The organism is Acidovorax sp. SUPP1855 (genome assembly GCF_030158955.1).
Lineage (GTDB): Bacteria > Pseudomonadota > Gammaproteobacteria > Burkholderiales > Burkholderiaceae_C > Paracidovorax.
On sequence record NZ_BQXI01000054.1, the window covers coordinates 1 to 21,231 of the forward strand.

The following is a 21,231-nucleotide window of genomic DNA, read 5'->3' on the forward strand; positions in this document are numbered from 1 at the left end:
GGCCTGCAAGGCCCCTCATGCACCCAGGCGCAGACCGCTGCTGGGCCTCATCACGCTCAAACGGCTGCTGGCGCCCACTCATTCCTGTTCGGATTCGTCAAACATGGGGTTGTGAGAGGCTCCCATCACCACGTCGGGATTGCCGACGGGGTAGGCCAAGATATACATCAAGGGAACGTAGATAATGCTTTTGACATTATCACCGTTGTAGGTCACGCTGTTTTCGCCATTCACCGCGAGCCGGTCGCCTAGGCGGTTGGTGAGGGGCTGGCCAGCGAAGGCGGACAATGGAACGGGATTGAAGGGGGTCGATCCCGTTATTTTCTGGCCGTTGATCGTGCCGCTCATTTGAACCAGCGATCCATTGGCGGGGTTGTATTTTCGGGTGAGTTGCAGGTGGATATTCTGCTCGGGCATGTCCAGAATGCCATCCTTGAAACTCATTGTGAATGGATTGAAATAATAGGCCTGGGAATTGATGCCATCGGTCGAAACGCTGATGGCCACGAAATTCAGATCCCAGTCGGTGCCCGGCAGCAGCGTTGCGTATTGCGCCTGGATGGAGACGAAAGACCGGCTGTGCAGGGTCTCAATATCGAATTGGAAGGGGTAGTAGCCACTGAAATCCGCCAGTTCGCACCCGCTGAGGTCGTACAGCGCGAAGTCGGGTTTCGCGGCTTGGGGAATGGTGACGAGCGACCGGATCTGCGCGGGCTTTTCCCCCCCGGTCACCATGTTGTTGCAGGCGAAACCCTGTTCGGCAGCGGTGCCCATGATGAGGGACACGGTCTCTTCTCCCTGCATGACCGTGAAGAAGTACATGTTCAGGTTGTACGCATAGTGGGAACCTCTCAAAACCCCTGTCTCAGCCACTTGGCGCGCTTACAAATCACGAGTTACGGCGTTCAAGCCTTGCAAATTCGGAAGTTTTGAGAGGTTCCCATAGTGGGTCACCGGCTGGAGATCCCCGGTGTTGCCAGGGGCGTATTGCAACTGGTTGTCGGACCCGATCCGCATCACCTTTTTTCCGGTCGCCGTATCGATGTAATCGCCGGCGAAGAGGGCGGCTGCAATGGGGTTGTTGTAGGTGGTGCCGGAGACATCAACCTTCGTTTGTTTCGGCAGGGTGATGCTTCCTGAACAGAAGGCCACCGGCCCGTATGCGTCTCCCGCACGGGTGAACTCCAGCTCGACCGAGAGCCCCTGGTCTGACGTCTGGTGCAGGGTCTTGCCGTCGAAGCTTCCCGTGAAGGGATAGCGGGTGGCGGAGGTTCCGTCCAGCGAGATGATCAGCGACACGTGGTAGGCAGGGGCGATGGTGCCTGCTTGAAACACCATGTTGGTGTCGACCGCGAAAAAGGCGCCCTGGGCATTTCCAAGGGTGTAGTAGCCGTTGAAGGTCTGCAGCGCCGGCGCGTCGGGCCGGGCGGAAGGCGAAGTCCCGAGCGCCGGTTGGGCGGCGTTCAACAGCTGCAGGTGATGGGCTTGCGTGTCCTCGACGGAAATCGAGCGCGGCACGGACGGAATGGGGGTCGGAGTCATGGTGGAGGTCGTTTCAAGGGTTGCGATCTGCCGAGGCCGGCAGGGCGGAAGGGCCCGCCCAGGGGCACAGCGCTTCCTGGGCGGCGATGGCGTGGGCGGCGATGGGCCGGCGCAGCCTTCAGAAAGGGGACCAAACCACCGTCAAAGCCCCTGCGGGGTCTTTCGTGATGGCGAGCGAGCCGTTCGAAGCGGAATCGCTGTTGGCGATGGGGTAGTAATCGGAATACGCGTCCGAGCTGTTCCAGAACAGCAGGCCGTTTTGCTGGTCGTTGGACCAGAAGCTGAATGTCCAGCTCTGGTCCACGGCCTGCAGCAGGATGTGGTGGGTTGCGTACCACTGGCTGCCAGAGCAATCAGGCACCCGGATGTAGTCGCCATCGCTGCCCCCGGTGTGGGTCACCTGCCTGTTCGGCAGGTTGCAATTGTCCCCGGGATAATAAACGCTGTTGAGCGTGGCGTTGACGCCCGTACCATTGTAAATGGTGGTGATTTTCTGGTCTGCCATGGCGTCGCTAATCCCCGTTTTGGTGAATAATGCGCAAAAATCGTTATATTCCATTCCCCCAATCGGGGTGCTGCACTGGAATCAGGATTTTCACGGTGGCGCACGGGCCACTGCACAATATTATGGGGACGGCTTTCTAACAGATTGAAAAGTCCCTGAAAATTGCTTAAATGATCTGATAAAACATTAAAAACAATTGGAGCGCACGGCCTGCGCGGTTGCCGTGCCTCCGGGGCCGCCGCTGCCTCAGGCCGCCTTCTCCACATGCGCCTGGCGCGTGTACAGGAAATCGATCACCGCCTTGCGGCTGCGCAGGTAGCGCGGGTCTTCGGCCAGGGCCACGCGGTTGCGCGGGCGCGGGATGTCCACCGCCAGCACTTCGCCGATGGTGGCGGCCGGGCCGTTGGTCATCATCACGATCTTGTCGGACAGCAGCACGGCCTCGTCCACGTCGTGGGTGACCATGACCACGGTGCTCTGCGTGCGCGCCACGATCTCCAGCAGCTCGTCCTGCAACTTGGCACGGGTGAGGGCGTCCAGCGCGCCGAAGGGCTCGTCCATCAGCAGCACCTGGGGCTCCATCGACAGCGCCCGGGCGATGCCCACGCGCTGCTTCATGCCGCCCGAGATCTCGCCGGGACGCTTTTGCGCCGCGTGCGTGAGGCCCACCATGGCCAGCGCGGCCTCGGTGCGGGCCTTGAGCTGTGCCTTCGGTTCCCGCTTGCCGAACACGCGCTCGACCGCCAGGTGCACGTTGCCTTCGCAGGTCAGCCAGGGCAGCAGGGAATGGTTCTGGAACACCACCGCGCGCTCGGGGCCGGGGCCCTTGATCTCCTTGTTGGCGCACAGCAGCGCGCCGGCGGTGGGCACAGTGAGTCCGGCGATCAGATTGAGCAAGGTGGATTTGCCGCAGCCCGAGTGTCCGATGAGGGCGACGAACTCGCCCTTGGCGATGGACAGGTCGATGCCCTTGAGCGCCGGAAACAGCCCCTTGGCGGTCTTGAAGGTCTGGGCCACGCCCTGGACCTCGATGAATTTCGCGGGGTTGTTCATGCCTTCACCTCTTCGAACGTGAATGCCGTGGCCAGCTTGACCAGGGCGTATTCGAGCAGCAGCCCGACGATGCCGATCACGAAGATCGCGATGATGATGTTCTTGACGTTCAGGTTGTTCCACTCGTCCCACACCCAGAAGCCGATGCCCACGCCGCCGGTCAGCATCTCGGCCGCCACGATCACGAGCCAGGCGGTGCCCACGGCCAGGCGCACGCCGGTCAGCATGTAGGGCAGCACGGCGGGGAACAGGATGGTGGTGGCGATCTTCCATTCCGAGAGGTTGAGCACGCGGGCCACGTTCATGTAGTCCTGCGGCACGCGCTGCACGCCCACCGCGGTGTTGATGACCATGGGCCAGATCGAGCAGATGAAGATGGTCCAGATGGCGGCCGGGTTGGCGCCCTTGAACACCAGCAGGCCGATGGGCAGCCACGCCAGCGGCGACACGGGCCGCAGCAGGCTGATGAGCGGGTTGAACATGCGCGAGAGGAAGTGGAACCGCCCGATCACGAAACCCGCGGGAATGCCCACCAGCGCCGCCAGCCCGAAGCCGACCGCCACGCGCTCCAGCGAGGCGAGCACGTTCCAGCCCACGCCCTGGTCGTTGGGGCCGTTGCGGTAGAAGGGGTTGCTGAAGACTTCCAGCGCCTGCTTCCAGGTCTCCAGCGGGCCGGGAATGCTCTGGCCAGTGGTGGAGGACACCACGGCCCACAGCCCGATCAAGAGGCCCAGGCCGCAGGCCGGCGGCAGCACGGCGAGCCAGAAGGCGCGCGAGGCGGCCGCCCAGTCGCGCGGCGCCCGCGGCGCGCTGGGCGGGGCGGACTGCAGTGGTTTTTGCCCCGATGCCGGCGTTTTGATTGCCGGTGTTGCTATCGTTTGCATAGCAGAAGGGGCCGCGGCTGGGGTGGGCTCCTGCGGGGCGTGGAAGACGGCGCTGACCATGGTGGGATTCTCCTGGCGGGGGCTGGGGGCGGGCGGCTCGGGCGGGGCCCGGGGTCAGGCCTTGATCTTGAAGCTGTCGGCGTACTTGGCCGGGTCCTTGCCGTCCCAGACGACGCCGTCCATCAACTTGCTGGAGCGCATGTCGCTCTTGGGCAGGGGCACCTTGGCGGCAGTGGCGGCCTGCTTGTACAGCTCGGTGCGGTTGATCGACTTGGCGACGGCCAGGTAGTCCGGGTGGTCCTTGAGCAGGCCCCAGCGCTTGTGCTGCGTGAGGAACCACATGCCGTCGGACAGGTAGGGGAAGTTCACCGCGCCGTCGTTGTAGAACTTCATGTAGTTGGGGTCGTCCCAGGTCTTGCCCAGTCCGTTCTGGTAGCGGCCCAGGATGCGCTGGTTGATGGCGTCCACGCTGGTGTTCACGTAGGCCTTGCCGGCGATGGTTTCGGCCATCTTGTTCTTGTTGGCGAGGCCCTCGTCGATCCAGCGGCCGGCCTCCAGGATGGCGGCCGTCACGGCGCGCGCGGTGTTGGGGTACTTCTGCACGAACTCCGACGTGGTGCCCAGCACCTTCTCGGGGTGGTCCTTCCAGATGTCCTGCGTGGTGGTGGCGGTGATGCCGATGCCGTCCATGATGGCGCGGTGGTTCCAGGGCTCGCCCACGCAGAAGCCGTCCATGTTGCCCACGCGCATGTTGGCCACCATCTGCGGCGGCGGCACGGTGATGACCTTGGCCCCCTTGAGCGGGTCGATGCCGTTGGCGGCCAGCCAGTAGTACAGCCACATGGCGTGCGTGCCGGTGGGGAAAGTCTGCGCGAAGGTGTATTCGCGCTTTTCCTTGGCCATGAGCTGGGCCAGGCCCGCGCCGTCCACCGCGCCGGCATCGGCGAGCTTCTTGCTCAGCGTGATGGCCTGGCCGTTGTTGTTCAGGGTCATGAGCACGGCCATGTCCTTCTTGGGGCCGCCGACACCCAAGTGCACGCCGTACACCAGGCCGTACAGCACGTGGGCGAAGTCCAGCTCGCCGTTGGCCAGCTTGTCGCGCACGCCCGCCCAGCTCGCTTCCTTGGAGGGCACGATCTTCACACCGTACTTCTGGTCGATGCCCAGCACCGAGGCCATCACCACGCTGGCGCAGTCGGTGAGGGGGATGAAGCCGATCTTGACTTCCTTCTTTTCCGGCGCGTCGGAGCCGGCTGCATGCACCATGGAGCGCAACGCGGGGCTCACGCCCACGGCCCCCACGGCGGCGGCCTGCAGCACGGTGCGGCGGTGGAGACTGGTTTTGGACAGGTCGGTCATGGAAGGCATCCCTTGGCTTGGCTGGCAACGTGAAAAACAAAAAAGGCGTCCTCACACGCCCGCAGGCTGCCTGGGGGGCAGCGCCGCGAGCGGTGGGGACGCCTTTGTCCGGGTTGGAAGAAAGTCACCCGCCGTTGGATGGCTTCTTCTCAGGAGACCCATGGGTCTCGATAGTTTGAACAGCAAATCTCGTGCCAATAAAGTCCGCGTGTTGGCTTGCTCTCTCACGGGCGGGAGCGGTACACCGGTTACAGCAAAGGCGTGGAGGGGCTTTCGAATTGCCCGGTTTATTGGGGCGGGGCGCCCTATGCCTGTGCAAGCGATCCCTGTTGAGGTGCAAAGAGGCATCAGTCTGCGTTCCCGTCGATTCGCTTTTCGGTATGCCATTTCGTCACAGGGGTGTCACCGGTCTCAATGTCGATAAATATTGCATCCCCCGTAATTGATAAACAAAAGGATTGAAATTGTTCAACAGAATCAGTGGCAATAGCTCTTCGTATCGTCCGCCAGTAGATCATTCGCCTGGCAGTTCTCCCGAGCGCATTGCGGAGTCGACAAGTAAGGTGCAGGCATGGGACATGTCTTTCAGTCCACCCCGCGCATCCAATCGCCCGCGCCCAAGCTCTTCGGAACCATCCAGCTTGCCGCCCAGGGGTGCATTCTTTTCGTCGAGCACCAAGCCAGATCGGGGGCACAACCCCCTCGATGGCAAGAGCGTCGCCGGCGGTGGTGATCGAAAAATGCAAGCTCAGATAGAGCGCAACCAACTAGCGGACGGATTGCTGAAAAGTTACCCAGGCGGACTTCCGGAAAATGTGAAAAAAGCAGTCAAATCGGGCAGCGCGTTTCAGATTTCGTCCAGCGAAGGCAAGAAAGTGTATGAAACGTATAAAACAATGCTGAAAGAATCCGATTGACACGTCGGTTTCAGGTCGAGGTCAGCCCAGCAGGTCCGCCACGTCCAGCATGCGCTGGGCCACCTCGACCAGCTTCATGCCCTTGTCCATCGCGCTCTTGCGCAGCTTGTCGTAGGCGGCCTGTTCGGTCAGGCCCTGGCGCTGCATCAGCAGGCCCTTGGCGCGGTCGATGGTCTTGCGGTCCTTCAGCTCGCTGCGCGCATCGGCCAGTTCGGCGCGCAGGGCCTGCTCGTGCTGGAAGCGCGCCATCGCCACGTCCAGGATGGGGCGGATGCGCTGGGGAGACAGCCCGGCCACGATGTAGGCCGACACGCCCGCGGCCACCGCCTGCCGCACATGGGAGGGGTCGTCGTCGTTGGTGAACATCACGATGGCGCGGGGCGCATCGCGAGTGGCCATCACCACGTGCTCCAGCGCGTCGCGGGCGTCGCTCTCGGCGTCCACGATCACCAGGTCAGGCTGCAGCTGCGCGAGCCGCTCGCTCAGGAACACGTCGGCCGGCAGCGTGGCCACCAGGTTGAAGTTGTTTTCCAGCAGGCCGATGCGCAGCGCCCGCGAGCGCTCGGCCTGCAGCTGGGCGTGCTCGTCGTCCTCGGCGCCCACCGCCAGGTCGGGGGCCACCACCACGATGCGCAGAGAGTCGGTCATGCCCCAAGCTTAAGCAATAAATACGCCCATCCTGGTGCGCCGCGGCGGTGCAAACCCGATGGATCGCGGCGGATGCCCGAAAGCGCACTGGGCGGGTGCATTAGCACCGCTTTCGGCCTGGGATGGAAATTGCTAATGGATGTAACTTGCTATGGAGCAGGGGTTACCCGATAGCGTAAGACTCTTCGGTCTTATATACATCCGGATACATGTAAACCACTGAATGGATTGGAGCTGGGTCTATGAGCACACAAAAAAGCAGGCGTGCCGCGCTGCTGGCGATCGCGGCGCTGGCCGCCACGTTGGGGGCAGGGTGCAGCAAGGTGCCCGACACCATCAAGATCGGCGTGGCGCAGCCGCTGTCGGGGCCGCTCGGCGCGCTGGGGCAGGACATGCTCAACGGCGTGACGCTGGCGGTGCAGGAGCTCAACAAGTCCGGCTTCACGGTCGATGGCAAGACCGTCACCCTGGAAGTGGTCGCGCAGGACGACCGGGCCGACGCCGAATCGGGCAAGAAAGCCGCCCAGCAACTGGTGGAATCCGGCGTGGTGGCGGTCATCGGCAACCTCAATTCGGGCGTCAGCATCGCGGCGGCGCCCATCTATGGCGAAAAGGGCATCGCGCAGCTGGCCATCTCCACCAACCCGCGCTTCACCGAGCTGGGCCTGCAGACCACCTTGCGCCTGGTGGCCAACGATAACCTGCAGGCCCGCGCCATGGGCTCGTTCGCGGCCACGCAGCTCAGCACCGCCAGCTACGCGGTGCTGGACGACGGCACGCCCTACGGCAAGGGCCTGGCCGACGGCGCGGCCAAGCAGCTGGCGACGGAGAAGAAGGAAGTCACCGTGCGCCAGTCGTTCGACGACAAGACCACGGCCTTCGACGAGGTGGCCCGGCGCATCCAGATGGCGAAGGTGGGCGTGATCGTCACCACGCTCAACGACTTCCAGGTGCTGGCGCTGCTGCAGGCGCTGCAGAAGATCAACTACACCCAGCTGTCCGTGCTGGGCGGCGACACCATCAAGACCACCGACATGGTCAAGGGCATGGGGATGGTCACGGCCATCTATGCCACCTCGCCCGTGCTGGAGGCGCGCGAGTTCATCACCGGCCGCCAGTTCCTGGACCGCTACAACACCGCGTTCAAGAAGCCGCCCGCCTACGGCGGCCACTACAGCTACGACGCCACCTACGTGCTGTCGGCCGCCATCAAGCAGGCCAAGTCCGCCGATCCGAAGGAGATCACCAAGGCCCTGCGCGCCATCAACGGCTACGCGCCCGTCACCGGCACCATGACCTGGGACGAAAAGGGCGAGCAGCGCTACGGCGCCGTGGGCGTGTACAGCCTGCGCGCCGGCAACTGGGAACTGCGCATGCGCTCCGACCGCTGGTGAGCGGGCCGCCGCCCGGCGCCACCACGGCGTCCGGGGCCGCGCCAGTCCACGGGGCGGGGAGGGACGGGCCCCAGGTCCTACACTCGGGCGCATGAGTCTGCTGATCCTCGGAATCGAATCCTCCTGCGACGAAACCGGCGTGGCGCTGGTGCAGTCGCCCCCCGGCGACGGCGTGCCCACGCTGCTCGCCCATGCCCTGCACAGCCAGATCGAAATGCACCAGGCCTATGGCGGCGTGGTGCCCGAGCTGGCCAGCCGCGACCACATCCGCCGCGTGCTGCCCCTGACCGAAACCGTGCTCGCCGAATCCGGCCGGCGCCTGGCCGACGTGGATGTGGTGGCCTACACGCGCGGCCCGGGGCTGGCCGGCGCGCTGCTCGTGGGCGCCGGCGTGGCCTGCGCCCTGGGCGCGGCGCTCGACAAGCCCGTGCTGGGCGTGCACCACCTCGAAGGGCACCTGCTGTCGCCCTTCCTCAGCGCAGACCCGCCGGAATTCCCCTTCATCGCGCTGCTGGTCTCGGGCGGCCACACGCAACTGATGCGCGTGGACGGCGTGGGCCGCTACGAAATGCTGGGCGAGACCATCGACGACGCCGCGGGCGAGGCCTTCGACAAATCCGCCAAGCTGATGGGCCTGGGCTACCCCGGCGGACCCGCGCTGTCGCGGCTGGCCGAGCACGGCGACCCGGCCGCCTTCAAGCTGCCGCGCCCGCTGCTGCACAGCGGCAACCTCGATTTCTCGTTCGCCGGCCTCAAGACCGCCGTGCTCACCCAGGCCAAAAAGCTGGGCGTCGACCTCGACGCGCGCAAGGCCGACCTGGCCGCCAGCACGCAGGCCGCCATCGTGGACGTGCTGGTGCGCAAGACCGCCACAGCGCTGCAGCAGACCGGGCTGCGCCGCGTGGTGGTGGCGGGCGGCGTGGGGGCCAACCGGCACCTGCGCGAGCAGCTCAATGCCGCCTGCGCCCGCGCCCAGGTGCGCGTGCACTACCCCGAGCTGCACCTGTGCACCGACAACGGCGCCATGATCGCCATGGCCGCCGCCATGCGCCTGCAGGCCGGCCGCCAGCAGGCCAACCGCGACTACGCCTTCGACGTCAAGCCGCGCTGGCCGCTCGATACGCTGCAGTGATCGCGCAGGCCACCCGGCCGCAGCTGGTGGCGATGCGCCCGCGCACATGAAAAAGCGCCCTGGCGTGGCGGCCAGGGCGCTCGTGAAAACCGGCCGAGTGGCGCGGCGAAGCGTTCGATGCGAGCGCCCTGCCGGCGCCCCATCCGCAGCGGATGCGGGCCAGGGTCAGCCGATGGCCAGCTGCGTGGCGCGGCTCACCGGCACCACCTTGCCCAGCACCAGCGTCAGCACGCCGTTTTCCAGCTTGGCGGAGCTGGTGGACACGTCGATGTCCGCCGGCAGTTCCCAGGCACGCTGCACCTGGCGCGGCGCACCTTCCACGCTGGTCAGGCGCACCTGATTGCCTTCGATGGTCAGCTGCAACTGGTCACGGCTCAGGCCGGGCAGGTCCATCTGCAGGGTGACGGTCTTTTCGTCCTGCTGCACGGTGTAGCCTGCGGCAGCCGGGGTGGCCAGGGTATGGTTCAAAAAGCGCTGCAGGGCCACGTCGGCGGAGCGGGGGGCGTTGAAAGCGGCGCGGCGGATCACAGGGGCGAAAATCATGGAAAAACTCCTGGAAAAACAGTGTCTTCGCGGCTCCCGGGTCGTTCGCCGCATGGTCCACAAATGTGTGTGGCGTGCTGCATTTCAAGGGCTTTTGAGCACGCGAATCGGCGCTTCACGCGCATTGGATCGGCCTGGGGATGCCTGCCGTTTTTACAATGTGCGCCCGCGCACGGGGTTGCGCGGCCGGAACCCGCGCGGCGCTGCCGCATCCCATGTGCAGCCGCCCCCGCGCCGGTTGCGCGGGGTTACATCCCTTTGTCCGGACGCGTCTTTCGCAGCCTTCACAATGCACGCTGATCAGGGAATCGCCATGCCTACTCTTCGTCCATCACCTTCAAGCCCTATGCCCTCGCGCCATCCCCGCACCATCCGGGTGCTCGCGCTGTCCGCCGCGCTCGTTGCCACCCTGGCCGGTTGCGCTTCCAGCTCGGTCCCCGGCCTGGACCGCACGCCGCGCTTCGACCCGGACGACTTCGACAGCGCCAGCATGCACACCCGCCACATCAATGCACCGCAGGCGCGCGTGTGCGAAGGCGCCCGCCGCGCCCTCCTGAGCCAGGGCTACCTGGTGAGCACCGCCAGCGCCGAAGTGGTGGCCGGGCGCAAGTACTTCCAGCCGTCCAGCGACATCCACTACGAGGTCGAGATGCGCGTCGTCTGCGCCACCGAGGGCGGCGACAAGACCCGCACCGCCGCCTTCGCCAGCGCCCTGCAGGACCGCTACGTCATCAAGAAGATCAACAACTCCGCCTCGCTCGGCGTGGGCGCGCTGGGCTCGGTGTCGCTGCCGTTTTCCGCGAGCGACGACACGCTCGTCAAGGTGGGCAGCGAGACGGTGACCGACCCGCGCTTCTACGACCGCTTCTTCCAGCTGTTCGACCGCTTCGTGCCCGCCGCGCGCGAGCAGGTGGGGCAGGCATCGCCCGCCGTGCCGCCCACGGTCGCCAACGAAACCGCGAAGAAAGAGGCCCGCGAATCCGGCGAGGTGCACGAGATCCTGCCCATGCCCGTCACCATCCCCGCCCCGGTGCCTCGCCCGCCGGCCGTCACCGGATTTCCGATGCCGCCCGCCGCGAACGCGGGGGTGGAAACGCCAGCGGCCGAACCGGCTGCGGCGCCTGCTTCGGCACCGGCCTCCACGCCGGCGAACTGAACGGCGGCACCGCCGGGAGCGCGGTGCCTGCCGCGCGATGCCAACGGGCCCCCGGGCGATGCCGTTCCGCGGCCCGCGCCAGGCGGGCGGCCTGAAGGGCGGGCGGTGGTGATGGCGCAGCGCTGGGGCGCCATCTGCGCTTGGCCGCTCCGATACACTGCGCGCCTTTCCCATTCCGGGCGGCTGCCCTGCCGGCAGCGCGGCCCACAGGACCGCTCGCATGACCCATTCCTCCTCGCTCGCCGCGCGCCGCGCGCGCACTCTGGCCGTGGCCGCCGCCACGCTCGCTCCCCTGGCTTTCATCACGGCCAGCGCCGCGCAGGCCGCTCCGGCAGCCGCTGCCGCATCGGGGCCCGGTCCGGTGGCGTCGCCATCGGCCGCTGCGACGTCCCAGGCCACGCCCGCCAGCGCGCCGCGCAAGGCGGCCGCAGCCACCGGCGCGCCCATCCAGGTCGCGCTCATCGAAAGCATGTCCGGCCCCTTCGCCAACACCGGCGAGGCGGTGTTCCGCAACGTGCTGTGGGCCACCGAGCGCGTGAACGCGCGCGGCGGTGTGCGCCTGCCCACCGCGGCCGGCGGTGCCCGGCCCCTGGTGATCGAGCGCTACGACAGCAAGGGCCAGAACGAAGAGGCCCTGTCCGCCCTGCGCGCGGCCATCGACGACGGCGCGCGCGTCATCCTGCAGGGCAACTCGTCGGCCACCGCCGCCGTGCTGATCGAGGCCATCAACAAGCACAACGAGCGCGAGCCGGGCAAGCGCGTGCTGTTCCTCAACTACTCGGCCGTCGATCCCATCCTCACCAACGAAAAGTGCAGCTTCTGGCACTTTCGCTTCGACGCCCATGCCGACATGCGCATGGCCGCCCTCATGGACGTGATCCGCGAGGACAAGGCCCTGAAAAGCGTGTACCTCATCGGGCAGGACTACAGCTTCGGCCAGGCCGTGCTGCGCGAGGCCAGGAGGCAGCTGGCCGCCCAGCGCCCCGACGTCGCCGTGGTGGGCGACGAGCTGCACCCCGTCGGCCGGGTGAAGGACTTCGCCCCCTACGCCGTCAAGATCAAGGCCAGCGGCGCCCAGGCTGTCGTCACCGGCAACTGGGGCAACGACCTCACCCTGCTCGTCAAGGCCGCGCGCGAGGTCGGCTACGACGGCATGTTCTACACCTTCTACGGCAACGCCCTGGGCGCACCGGCCGCGCTCGGCGATGCCGGCGTGGGCAAGGTCGTGGCCGTGGCCGACTGGCTGCCCAACGTGCCGGGCGCGCAGAGCGAAGCCTTCTACCGCTCCTTCCGCCAGCGTTTTCCGCAGCCCGCCGACGACTACGTGCACATGCGCATGCAGCTCATGGTGGAGACGCTCGCCCAGTCCATCGAGCGCGCCGGCAGCACCGACGCCACCGCCGTCGCCCGCGCCATGGAAACCGCGAAGGTGCAGCTGAACGGCCAGGCCGGCACCATGCGCGCGGCCGACCACCAGTTCCAGCAGCCCCTGGCCGTGGGCGTGATGGACCGGCAGGGCGCGCCCGGCGTGCCGTTCGACGTGGAGGGTTCGGGCTATGGGTTTCGCGTGGTGCGCCAGATCGCCGCGGAGAAGGCGGAGCAGCCGCAGAGCTGCCGGATGGTGCGGCCGCAGTGACGTGATTTTTGGTTAACATTGTGCGTCTCGGCGCGGCCCCTGGTGCGGGGTGGCCGGGCGCACGGCGGAAAGAGACATGCTTCGTTCCGCGCATTTCTGAATGGCATCGAGGGGGGATTCAAAGAATGAGAATAAAGATACTTTTGTCGGCATGGTTGCTGGCCTTCCTGCCAACGGCGTTGGCAGGGGTGGTGAGGTTCGAAGTCGAGCCCAAGTTCACCTACCAGTCGGTGGCATGGCTGGGCGGCGGAGGGGGCTGGCCCAGCGTCGTGGTGGAAAAAGCCGAAACCATGGGCGAGGCCTATTCCATCGCGGCCCAGCGATACCACGACACCAGTTGCCATCCCACGGACGAGGGTGGTGTTTTCTGCCGCAGCGCAAAAGCACCCGTCATCCTGGGCGGTACCGTGAATGGATTGCCGGCGAGCTTCTACTCGGAGGGCAGCCCGGACCTGGGCTCCGGCAGGGCGGCCGCCGTCCAGGTCACGTTGGGGTATGAGTGCCCCACCGTTTTCGACGCCAGCGTCGTGTCGAAGGACGTCGAAAGGACGCAAAACGGCTCGAACGAGCAGATCACGTGCGTGCTGTACGTCGCCAATGACGATTCCTGCGACGATTGCGATGCCCAGGGCAATCCGGTGTTGCCCAGCACGGGGCAGAAGATCCAGTCCGAGCTGGATTACCCGATGGCTAAAACGGGCCTGGTCTTCGAGCGTGTCTACCGAAGCACCAAAGGGCGGTTCTACTCGACACTCGATCAAGGGTGGTACGGAAACGTCTCCAACCAGGGCAATCCCTGTTACCCGGCCTTCTGGTGGAAAAACCGCACCGAAACCGCGTCCCATTGCTATCAGGTCACCAACAATCCGCATGTCTGGCAGCTGGGTGCCGGGCGCTTCAGTATGTACCGGGGCGAGCCCGGCAATCTGAGCGAGGTGTCCCTCGGGGAATACGCCTTCGTCGCGCCGGGTGGTTCCGGCGGGGGCTACGTTCGCTCCAGGGACAACTTTCTCTACGCGCTGGATTCGCGTGGACGGGTGATCCGAAAGATGTCTGCCGATGGCCGTGTCGGGCTGTCGTACACCTATTCGGAATCCAATGATCCCTCGTCGTACTCCGGACTGTCCGGCCTGCTCGCCCAGGTGACGTACCGGTTCGGCCGGGCATTGAAATTCAGCTACGACACCTCGAACCAGTTGGCGTCGATGGTCGATCCCGCGTCCCAGACGTATCGGTACGAATACTGCGGGCCGCACAGGCTCAGCAAGGTCGTCTTTCCCGACGGTGCCTCGAAAACCTACCACTACGAATTCGCCGCCCAAAATGGCTGTGCTGCGCCCTATGGCGACAACCTGCTGACCGGAATCACCGACGAGGCCGGTCACCGCTACGCCACCTACCGATACCTCTGCGACGGCCGGGCGTCCAGTTCGGAGCATGCAGGCGGGGTGCATCGATACAGCTTCAGCTACTACACGTCCACGCCGAGTGAAACCACCGTGACCGACCCTCTGGGAACACAGCGGCGGCACGGCTTCGAAAAAATCGGTGAGAAGTATTGGCCGAGCCAGGTCACCATCGCGAGCCCCGTCGATCCCGCGATCGCGTCCAGCCAGGCGTTCTGGCGGGATGCCAAGGGCAGGGTGCTGCAGCGTTCGGATTCGGGCAACTTCACCTGTTTCGAATACGACCAGGCCCGTGGCCTGCAGACATCGAAGACGCAGGGGCTTCCTCCAGGGCTCGCGTGCTCCACACTCGCCTCCGGCCAGTACGGCTTTCCGGAAGCGGCCCGCAGGACTTCCTACCAGTGGCACCCCGTGTGGACCTTGCCCACGCGCGTGGCCGAGCCACGCAAGCTGACCACCTACGTGTACCACGGCCAGCCCGATCCGCTGGCCGGCGGCGCCGTGCTGCGCTGCGCGCCCGCCTCGGCGCTGTTGCCCGATGGTTCACCCATCGCGGCGCTCTGCAAGAAGGTCGAGCAGGAAACGGCCGACGCCAACGGGGGCAGCGGCTTCGCGGCCCAGTTGGTGGCGGGTGGGGTGTCCCGCACCTGGAACTGGACGTACAACGACGCCGGCCAGGTCCTCAGCGAAGCCGACCCTGTCGGCAGCGTGACACGTTACGCCTACCATGCTGCGACGACGGGGGACGCCACCGAGGGCGACCTCATGAGCGTTACCGGCCCCAGTGGGCAGGTGACCCGCTACACGCGCTATGACCGGCATGGCAATGTCGTTGAACAGATCGATCCAACGGGGAGTGTCACCGTGTATGCGCGCGATGTGCGGCAGCGGGTGACCCGCATCACCCAGGATGGCTTGGCCGTTGCCATGACCTATCAGCCCACGGGCTTGCTGCAGAGCATCGCCCAGCCCTCGGGCTACGCGGTGTCCTATCAATACGACGACGCCCAGCGCCTGACCGGCTGGTCGGACAACCGGGGCTATGCCGGCAGCTACACGCTGGACGGCATGGGCAACCGCATCAATGAGCAGGTTCAGGACAGCGCCGGCAACATCGTCCATACCCTCTCTCGCACCATCAACGCCGTCAACCGCGTGGCCTCTGAAACCGTGGGCGGCAACCAGAGCACCACCTACGGATACAACCCCTTTGGCGATCTCGTCAGCCACACCAATGGCCTGAACCAGGCGACCCGCTACACCTTCGACAACCTGCGGCGCCTCTCTACGCAAAGCAATCCATCGAACGCGCAGGCGAGCCTCACCTACAACGCCCAGGACGCCATCACCAAAGCCACGGACTTCAAGAGCGTGGCCACCAGCTACACGCGGGATGCCCTGGGCAATGCCAGCCAGGAAGCCAGCGCCGACAGCGGCACGCTCACCCGCACCTACGACAGCCTGGGGCTGCCGCAAAGCCTCACCGACGCGCTGGGGCGGGCCACCGCCATCACGCGCGATGCGCTGGGCCGGCCCACGCAGATCGTGAGCAGCCTGGGCGGCGCGAGCCGCACCACCGTGCTGCGCTACGACCTGCCCGGGCCCGAGTACAACGCCAGCGGCAGCCCGAGCGCCAGCGTGGGGTCGTTGAGCGAGATCCAGGACGCGGGCGTCACCACGCGCTACCAGCGCGACGCGCAAGGGCGCATCACCGCGCGCACGCAGGTCCTGGCCAACGGCAGCAGCAGCACCGTGGGCTACCAGTACGTGCCAGGCGGGACGGGCAGTCCAGGCGCGGGGCAGATCGTCCGCATCACCTACCCCAGCGGTCGCCAACTGGTGCACCAGTACGACGCCACCGGCCAGCTCATCGGGCTGCAGTGGAACGGCCAGCCGCTGGTCAGCGGCATCACCTGGAGCCCGCTGGGCCAGGCCACCGGCTGGCAATGGCCCGGGTTCGTGCAGACCCCCGGCAACCTCGCGCCGCTGGCCGAGCAGCGCAGCTACACCAGCGCGGGCCAACTGGCCGCCAGCGCCCTGCTGCAACTGACCTGGGACAGCGCCGGGCGCATCGCGCAGATCACCCAGCAGCACATGCTGCCCACGCAAAGCAGCACGGTGGCGCAGCAGGTGGCGCTCACCAGCGCATACAGCTACGACACGGTGGGCCGGCTCACCGCCAGCGCGCACAGCGCACCCAACACCCTCACGCTGCCCAGCGGAACGACCTTGAGCGACACCATCGGGGCCAACGCCAGCGGCTACGCGTGGGATGCCAACGGCAACCGCAGCCAGAGCTACTACAGCAGCAGCACGGCTGCGGGCACCGCCACGCTGCAGCGCGACTATCAACTCGCCAGCAACAGCAACCGCCTGGGCAACTACACGCAGACCTTCACGCCCGCGGGCGGCAGCGCGCAGACCACCAACGTCAGCTACAACCACGACGCCACCGGATCGATCACCAGGAAGGGCGACAGCTACCTGCACTACGGCGTGGACGGCCGCATCGCCAAGGCGGGGCTGAACGCCGACCCGGCCAGCGCATTGGCGGTGAGCTACACCTACAACGCCCGGGGCCAGCGCGTGTTCAAGAGCGATGCGCGGTTGTCCGGGGCCAACAACCCCGCCATCACCACACAGACCGTCTATGCGGAGGACGGCATCGGCAGCACCGTGCTGGGGCAGTACGGCAGCCGGCGGAGCAGCGACAGCGCGGCACCGGCGGGCGAGATGGACAGCACCGAGGTCATCTACCTGCCCACCGCGAACGGGCCGATGCCCATCGCCGCGCAGATCAACGGCAGGTTGTATGCCATCGATGCGGACCACCTGAACACGCCCCGGCGCCTCACCAACACCCAGGGCCAGGTGGCGTGGCAATGGCTGATTACGGGGTTTGGGGAGGCAAACCCGACGACCGGCGCCACGGGCTATGCGCAAAGCGGGCAGGGCAGTTCCAACTATGCGGAAGCCATCAAGTTCGACCTGCGGTATCCGGGGCAGGTGTTCGATGAGGAAACCCAACTGAACTACAACCTGAATCGGTCCTATGACCCGCCCTCGGGGCGGTACTTCCAGGCCGATCCGATTGGGCTGGATGGGGGGTGGAATCGGTTTGCTTATGTGGCTGGAAACCCAGTTTCTTTTTATGACCCAAAGGGCCTTTGGGCCGTCGACATCGGTGGTTTCTGGGGAGCTGGCATGAACTTTAGTTTTGGCTACGACACAGGTGTCCAACGAGGTTTTCTTAGTATGCAGTTTGGTTACGGCGTGGGCGGTGGAGTTACTTGGTCCCCAGAGGGAGGATTACCTTCGGGTCAAGCCGCACTGGTCGAGTGCAATCACGATCAGACTTTTATTGAGTTGTTTGGAAAGGCTGGGGTAAGCGGTGTTGGTTCAAATCTAGATGTTTTAACCGCCAATGTTGGAGCAGGGGTTGTTACAAATAAGCCTTATGGCGGCTTGAGTTGGTTTGACTACTCATTTGGTAAAAAATGGGGAATTAAGGCAGAAGCTGCAGGAGGCGTGCAAATTACAGCTGTAACACGCGCCAGTTCGTTGGGAAAATGTACTTGTCGATAAAAGGAGTATTTAATGCTGCTCAAAAAAATTGGAATAACTTTAATTATTTTGGCTTGCGTTGTGGTCTTGGCTTCTTTTGCAGGCAGAAAAATGATCGAATCTTCTACTGTTTATCAGGTCGCTATAGCTGAGATAGATAATAAATTTGGAAACTCTTCATCAAAATTGATGATTCCAATGTTCAGGGCTTTTAAATTTTCAGAAGGTACATATTCTGGAAGGGCGGACTTCATTTTGTGTAGGTCTGAAGGGGCGTGCTATCAAATAAACGCTGAAAAAAATAACGGTCAATGGGTCTTGACCGCTCGCAATGAAAGTTAGGTGTGTTTGTCTTTTGGATCAGGAGGGAAAATTTATGCCCTCTTCTCCATGGTTAAAAATGGGAGCGACTTACCATGTGCTTTCAATATTTATTGATGATAAGGGTGGTCGGAGGTTTTGGGTAAATTGTCAAAATCAGAGTGAATGGCCAATCGTTGTTGAGCACCGTGCTGAGTGTTTTGAGATTGTGAGCGCCGTCGTTCCCTCCAATTGGCGTTTATGGATTCACGAGAGTTCAGCAATGGGTATTTCTCCTTTTTCCTGGCAAAGTGCCGAGTTTGCTGAGGCCCTTCTTAATCATGATGCAAAAGCATATTCAATTTTTGAATATGAGAGGAAGATCATTTTGAATGAAGATCCTTGATTGATTTTACTGTCGCAATACCCAATCAGATCCCGCTGGGCCAGGCCGCAATGGCCCGGGTTCGTGCAGACCCCGGCAACCCCGCGCCGCTGGCCGAGCAGCGCAGCTACACCAGCGCGGGCCAGTTGGCCGCCAGCGCCCTGCTGCAACTGACCTGGGACAGCGCCGGGCGCATCGCACAGATCACCCAGCAGCACATGCTGCCCACGCAAAGCACATATCGGGGGATTGATGGAACATTCGAATTCGTTAAGCATGAATCCGGTGTAATTTATCATCGATTATTTAGATCTGACTAAATTAATGATTAATTCAGTAAAAATCCTAGATAACTTCTTCTCAATCATTCAGGAAGAGGGGGTTTCTCTTGCAAGTGAGGGAGTTGATGACATGGCGCTACCCCTGCATGCTGCACTGCACGCTATTACGATCTTGCGCACATCTTGCGCAGCAGCTAAAGGCGGCGAGGTTTGGGAGAAAGTCGGCGATAGATTCAAGCCTACTTACGATGGATGGAATTCCGAAAGAGCGGATTACTCAAGCGAAAGTGAATACATTGAGGCAACCCTGGATGCCGCCGAAAAAGTAGTAGTATTTTACTCTTCTCGCGGAGGAGAGTTTTATATTGTATTTGGAGTTTGATTGAACGGGAAAATTGCTTCTCCAAAACTGGTGCTTGTTGAGCGCAAATAATGAAGAGATGCAACCTTATGTAAGCACATTTTAATGTGCGACATGCAAACCAGCATCACCGCGCGTACTCAGGTCTTGTTCAACGGCAGCAGCAGTACCGGGGGCTACCAGTATGTGCTAGGAGGGACGGGCGTCCAGGCAGCGCAGGCGCGGGGCAGATCGCCCGCATTACCTACGCCAGCAGGCGCCAACTGGTGCACCAAGAGCGATGCGAGGCTGTCCGGGGCGAACAACCCGGCTATCACCAAGCAGACCGTCTAAGACGAAGATGGCATAGGCAACACCGTGCTGGGACAGCACTGAAACCGAAGGAGTGCGGATAGCGCAGCAGCAGCGGGCGAGATGGACAGCACCGAGGTCATCTACTTGTCCACCGCGAACGGGCCGATGCCAATTTCTGCCTTGCGCAAATTGCGAACGAGAGTTCTCAACTATTTTTCATTGCCATGAAACGTATTTTTGCAAAAATAAGCCTTTTCAGCAAAATCAATGGTGGCCGTGCACAAGCAATTCCTGTGCTGAATTTTGGATGCCCGGTTTTTTTTGAAAATATTCCGGCTCTCTCTAGTCATGGATATGACTGCCGTTTGCTTATGCCTGATTACGGCAGCTCTATATCTCCAGGGGAAACTGCTGAGCCTATTCCCATGGTATTTATTTCTCAGGATGAGGTACTTATGCACGCAAAGGTAGGAGCAGATTTTTTTCTGTGGGAGGGGAGAAAAATTGGAGTGGGTAAGATTTTAAAAATAGAATAAATCGGTTGCTGGTGACAATATCGCCATGCCACCGCTAGATGATCACAAGAGCCCTGTTGCCACTGGTTTGGGATAGCGCCGGACGTATCATATGGATCGCCAGCGGCACATGCACCCCCAACCGCCACCCAACTCCGTGCCACAACGGTGTTGCCCTTCGATACCAAGCGGTTTCAGAACAGTTCAGATCGTTTCAGAAAAAAATTGACTTAAAAACAGCTGACGATTGCAAAATGCGTTTACTCAATTTTTCACAGAGGAAATGCCATGAATGGTTTGAATGTCGCGGTATATGTCGAGGGTTATATTTATCCTGACTCGGCCCCTAAAGACAAGCCTGTCCCTGCTAGCATTGAAAAGTTGAAAAAATCGGGCTTCACCACCGCTATTCTTGGCCTTTTTCATATTAGTGGAAAATCTGGGGCAGGGCCAGAAGCCATGGGTGATATTTATTTCAATAACACTCTAATTATTGCAGGTGGAAGTTATGTGGGTGCACCAGAATGGCCTGGTTTGGTAGGCCAAATATTGGGTGGTACGGTGACCACCATCTGCGCGTCTATAGGCGGTGGTGGCGTGTCTGACTATGAGGCTTTGGCCGAAATCTACAAAGCCAACAACAATTCTTTTGACAATACTCCGGTGCAGAAGAATTTCGCTGCTTTCCGCAAGACATTTCCCGCGGTAAGCATTGTTGATATGGATTGCGAAGAGACTTACGATGAGCCCTCCTTCGTCGCATTTTGCAGAATGCTCATCGATTTGGGTTTTGCGATCACTTTTTGCCCATACACCATGCAGGATTTTTGGGTGAGTTCTCTTGCCCAACTCAATGACTCCAACCCTGGCTCAGTCAAGTGGGTGAATCTGCAGTGCTATTCGGGTGGCTATGGAAATTCTCCTGATGAATGGACAAGTGCGATTGCCAATTCAATCGAAAATTTTCAGACCGATCAATTCATCATTCCAGGTGATTCGGCGGAAACTCCTGCAGCTGTCAACTCCTTAATGCAAACCTTTGAGGGAATGGGTTGCGTTGGAGGGGGGTTTATCTGGACTCTCGATATGATTTTGAAGCAATCGTCAGATATGCAGAGCTATTCGAATGCCATCGTTTCAGGCCTGAATGCGACGACTGACGCTGGTGCCGGTCTCGGATAACCGCTGGGGCAGGGCGGGCGAAGCTGCTCTTGCGATGGCATTGCCTTTGGGAACCTCTCAAAACTTCCGAATTTGCAAGGCTTGAACGCCGTAACTCGTGATTTGTAAGCGCGCCAAGTGGCTGAGACAGGGGTTTTGAGAGGTTCCCTGCAGGCGGGACGACACCAGCCGGTC

General features: G+C 62.7%; 20 protein-coding genes. 12 read left to right on the forward strand and 8 right to left on the reverse strand.

Translation table 11 applies throughout. From position 1 onward, the window contains the following. Nucleotides 1–78 precede the first annotated feature (78 nt). From AVMA1855_RS25375 to AVMA1855_RS25400, 6 genes are all read right to left on the reverse strand, one after another. The gene (locus AVMA1855_RS25375) at nucleotides 79–822 is read right to left on the reverse strand and encodes a hypothetical protein (RefSeq protein ID WP_284427830.1); all 744 of its coding nucleotides are present in this window, start codon (nucleotides 820–822) and stop codon (nucleotides 79–81) included. A 60-nt stretch (nucleotides 823–882) separates the two neighbouring features. Continuing rightward, nucleotides 883–1,542, reverse strand: coding sequence for a hypothetical protein (locus AVMA1855_RS25380; RefSeq protein ID WP_284427831.1), 660 nt, complete (start codon nucleotides 1,540–1,542; stop codon nucleotides 883–885). A gap of 118 nt (nucleotides 1,543–1,660) precedes the next feature. Beyond that, complete coding sequence (locus AVMA1855_RS25385; protein ID WP_284427832.1) at nucleotides 1,661–2,101, reverse strand: hypothetical protein; 441 nt, start codon at nucleotides 2,099–2,101, stop codon at nucleotides 1,661–1,663. 192 nt (nucleotides 2,102–2,293) lie between these two features. Further along, nucleotides 2,294–3,100 carry an ABC transporter ATP-binding protein gene (locus AVMA1855_RS25390; protein WP_284411785.1) on the reverse strand — a complete coding sequence of 269 codons (807 nt, stop codon included), beginning with the start codon at nucleotides 3,098–3,100 and terminating at the stop codon, nucleotides 2,294–2,296. Next, nucleotides 3,097–4,044: a nitrate ABC transporter permease gene (gene ntrB / locus AVMA1855_RS25395; RefSeq protein WP_284427833.1), complete on the reverse strand. Its 948-nt coding sequence runs from the start codon at nucleotides 4,042–4,044 to the stop codon at nucleotides 3,097–3,099. The genes AVMA1855_RS25390 and ntrB overlap by 4 nt, the downstream gene beginning before the upstream one ends. Nucleotides 4,045–4,098: 54 nt before the next feature. Then, complete coding sequence (locus tag AVMA1855_RS25400; RefSeq protein WP_284411788.1) at nucleotides 4,099–5,343, reverse strand: CmpA/NrtA family ABC transporter substrate-binding protein; 1,245 nt, start codon at nucleotides 5,341–5,343, stop codon at nucleotides 4,099–4,101. 578 nt (nucleotides 5,344–5,921) lie between these two features. Here AVMA1855_RS25400 and AVMA1855_RS25405 point away from each other — a divergent pair. Beyond that, on the forward strand, nucleotides 5,922–6,260 hold the full coding sequence (locus tag AVMA1855_RS25405; protein ID WP_284427834.1) for a hypothetical protein: 339 nt from the start codon (nucleotides 5,922–5,924) through the stop codon (nucleotides 6,258–6,260). A gap of 21 nt (nucleotides 6,261–6,281) precedes the next feature. On the opposite strand, the gene AVMA1855_RS25410 is transcribed toward AVMA1855_RS25405, so the two are convergent. Then, a complete protein-coding gene (locus AVMA1855_RS25410) occupies nucleotides 6,282–6,908 on the reverse strand; it encodes an ANTAR domain-containing response regulator (protein WP_272568327.1) in 627 nt (208 codons plus the stop codon). A gap of 242 nt (nucleotides 6,909–7,150) precedes the next feature. Here AVMA1855_RS25410 and AVMA1855_RS25415 point away from each other — a divergent pair, with 242 nt between their 5' ends. Beyond that, entirely contained in the window at nucleotides 7,151–8,302 is a 1,152-nt protein-coding gene (locus AVMA1855_RS25415) for a branched-chain amino acid ABC transporter substrate-binding protein (protein ID WP_284427835.1), read from the forward strand. A gap of 91 nt (nucleotides 8,303–8,393) precedes the next feature. Further along, complete coding sequence (tsaD, locus tag AVMA1855_RS25420) at nucleotides 8,394–9,434, forward strand: tRNA (adenosine(37)-N6)-threonylcarbamoyltransferase complex transferase subunit TsaD (protein ID WP_284403043.1); 1,041 nt, start codon at nucleotides 8,394–8,396, stop codon at nucleotides 9,432–9,434. A gap of 165 nt (nucleotides 9,435–9,599) precedes the next feature. Here the strand turns inward: tsaD and AVMA1855_RS25425 are convergent, their stop codons facing one another. Continuing rightward, nucleotides 9,600–9,977, reverse strand: a complete 378-nt coding sequence (locus AVMA1855_RS25425; RefSeq protein ID WP_284403044.1) for an Hsp20/alpha crystallin family protein — start codon at nucleotides 9,975–9,977, stop codon at nucleotides 9,600–9,602. A gap of 346 nt (nucleotides 9,978–10,323) precedes the next feature. Here AVMA1855_RS25425 and AVMA1855_RS25430 point away from each other — a divergent pair, with 346 nt between their 5' ends. From AVMA1855_RS25430 to AVMA1855_RS25470, 9 genes are all read left to right on the forward strand, one after another. Then, nucleotides 10,324–11,133 (forward strand): DUF2242 domain-containing protein, encoded by an 810-nt coding sequence (locus AVMA1855_RS25430; RefSeq protein ID WP_284427836.1) that lies wholly within the window; start codon nucleotides 10,324–10,326, stop codon nucleotides 11,131–11,133. 220 nt (nucleotides 11,134–11,353) lie between these two features. Then, nucleotides 11,354–12,769 (forward strand): branched-chain amino acid ABC transporter substrate-binding protein, encoded by a 1,416-nt coding sequence (locus tag AVMA1855_RS25435; RefSeq protein ID WP_284427837.1) that lies wholly within the window; start codon nucleotides 11,354–11,356, stop codon nucleotides 12,767–12,769. A gap of 125 nt (nucleotides 12,770–12,894) precedes the next feature. After that, complete coding sequence (locus AVMA1855_RS25440; protein WP_284427838.1) at nucleotides 12,895–17,760, forward strand: RHS repeat-associated core domain-containing protein; 4,866 nt, start codon at nucleotides 12,895–12,897, stop codon at nucleotides 17,758–17,760. A 12-nt stretch (nucleotides 17,761–17,772) separates the two neighbouring features. Continuing rightward, nucleotides 17,773–18,081 carry a hypothetical protein gene (locus AVMA1855_RS25445; protein ID WP_284427839.1) on the forward strand — a complete coding sequence of 103 codons (309 nt, stop codon included), beginning with the start codon at nucleotides 17,773–17,775 and terminating at the stop codon, nucleotides 18,079–18,081. A 34-nt stretch (nucleotides 18,082–18,115) separates the two neighbouring features. Continuing rightward, the gene (locus tag AVMA1855_RS25450; RefSeq protein ID WP_284427840.1) at nucleotides 18,116–18,445 is read left to right on the forward strand and encodes a hypothetical protein; all 330 of its coding nucleotides are present in this window, start codon (nucleotides 18,116–18,118) and stop codon (nucleotides 18,443–18,445) included. Then, nucleotides 18,442–18,744: a hypothetical protein gene (locus AVMA1855_RS25455; protein WP_284427841.1), complete on the forward strand. Its 303-nt coding sequence runs from the start codon at nucleotides 18,442–18,444 to the stop codon at nucleotides 18,742–18,744. The genes AVMA1855_RS25450 and AVMA1855_RS25455 overlap by 4 nt, the downstream gene beginning before the upstream one ends. 4 nt (nucleotides 18,745–18,748) lie before the next feature. Beyond that, nucleotides 18,749–19,087 (forward strand): Imm40 family immunity protein, encoded by a 339-nt coding sequence (gene imm40 / locus AVMA1855_RS25460; RefSeq protein WP_284427842.1) that lies wholly within the window; start codon nucleotides 18,749–18,751, stop codon nucleotides 19,085–19,087. Between the two features lie 497 nt (nucleotides 19,088–19,584). Continuing rightward, nucleotides 19,585–19,896 carry a hypothetical protein gene (locus AVMA1855_RS25465; protein ID WP_284427843.1) on the forward strand — a complete coding sequence of 104 codons (312 nt, stop codon included), beginning with the start codon at nucleotides 19,585–19,587 and terminating at the stop codon, nucleotides 19,894–19,896. A gap of 267 nt (nucleotides 19,897–20,163) precedes the next feature. After that, complete coding sequence (locus AVMA1855_RS25470; RefSeq protein ID WP_284427844.1) at nucleotides 20,164–21,057, forward strand: hypothetical protein; 894 nt, start codon at nucleotides 20,164–20,166, stop codon at nucleotides 21,055–21,057. Nucleotides 21,058–21,231 lie beyond the last annotated feature (174 nt).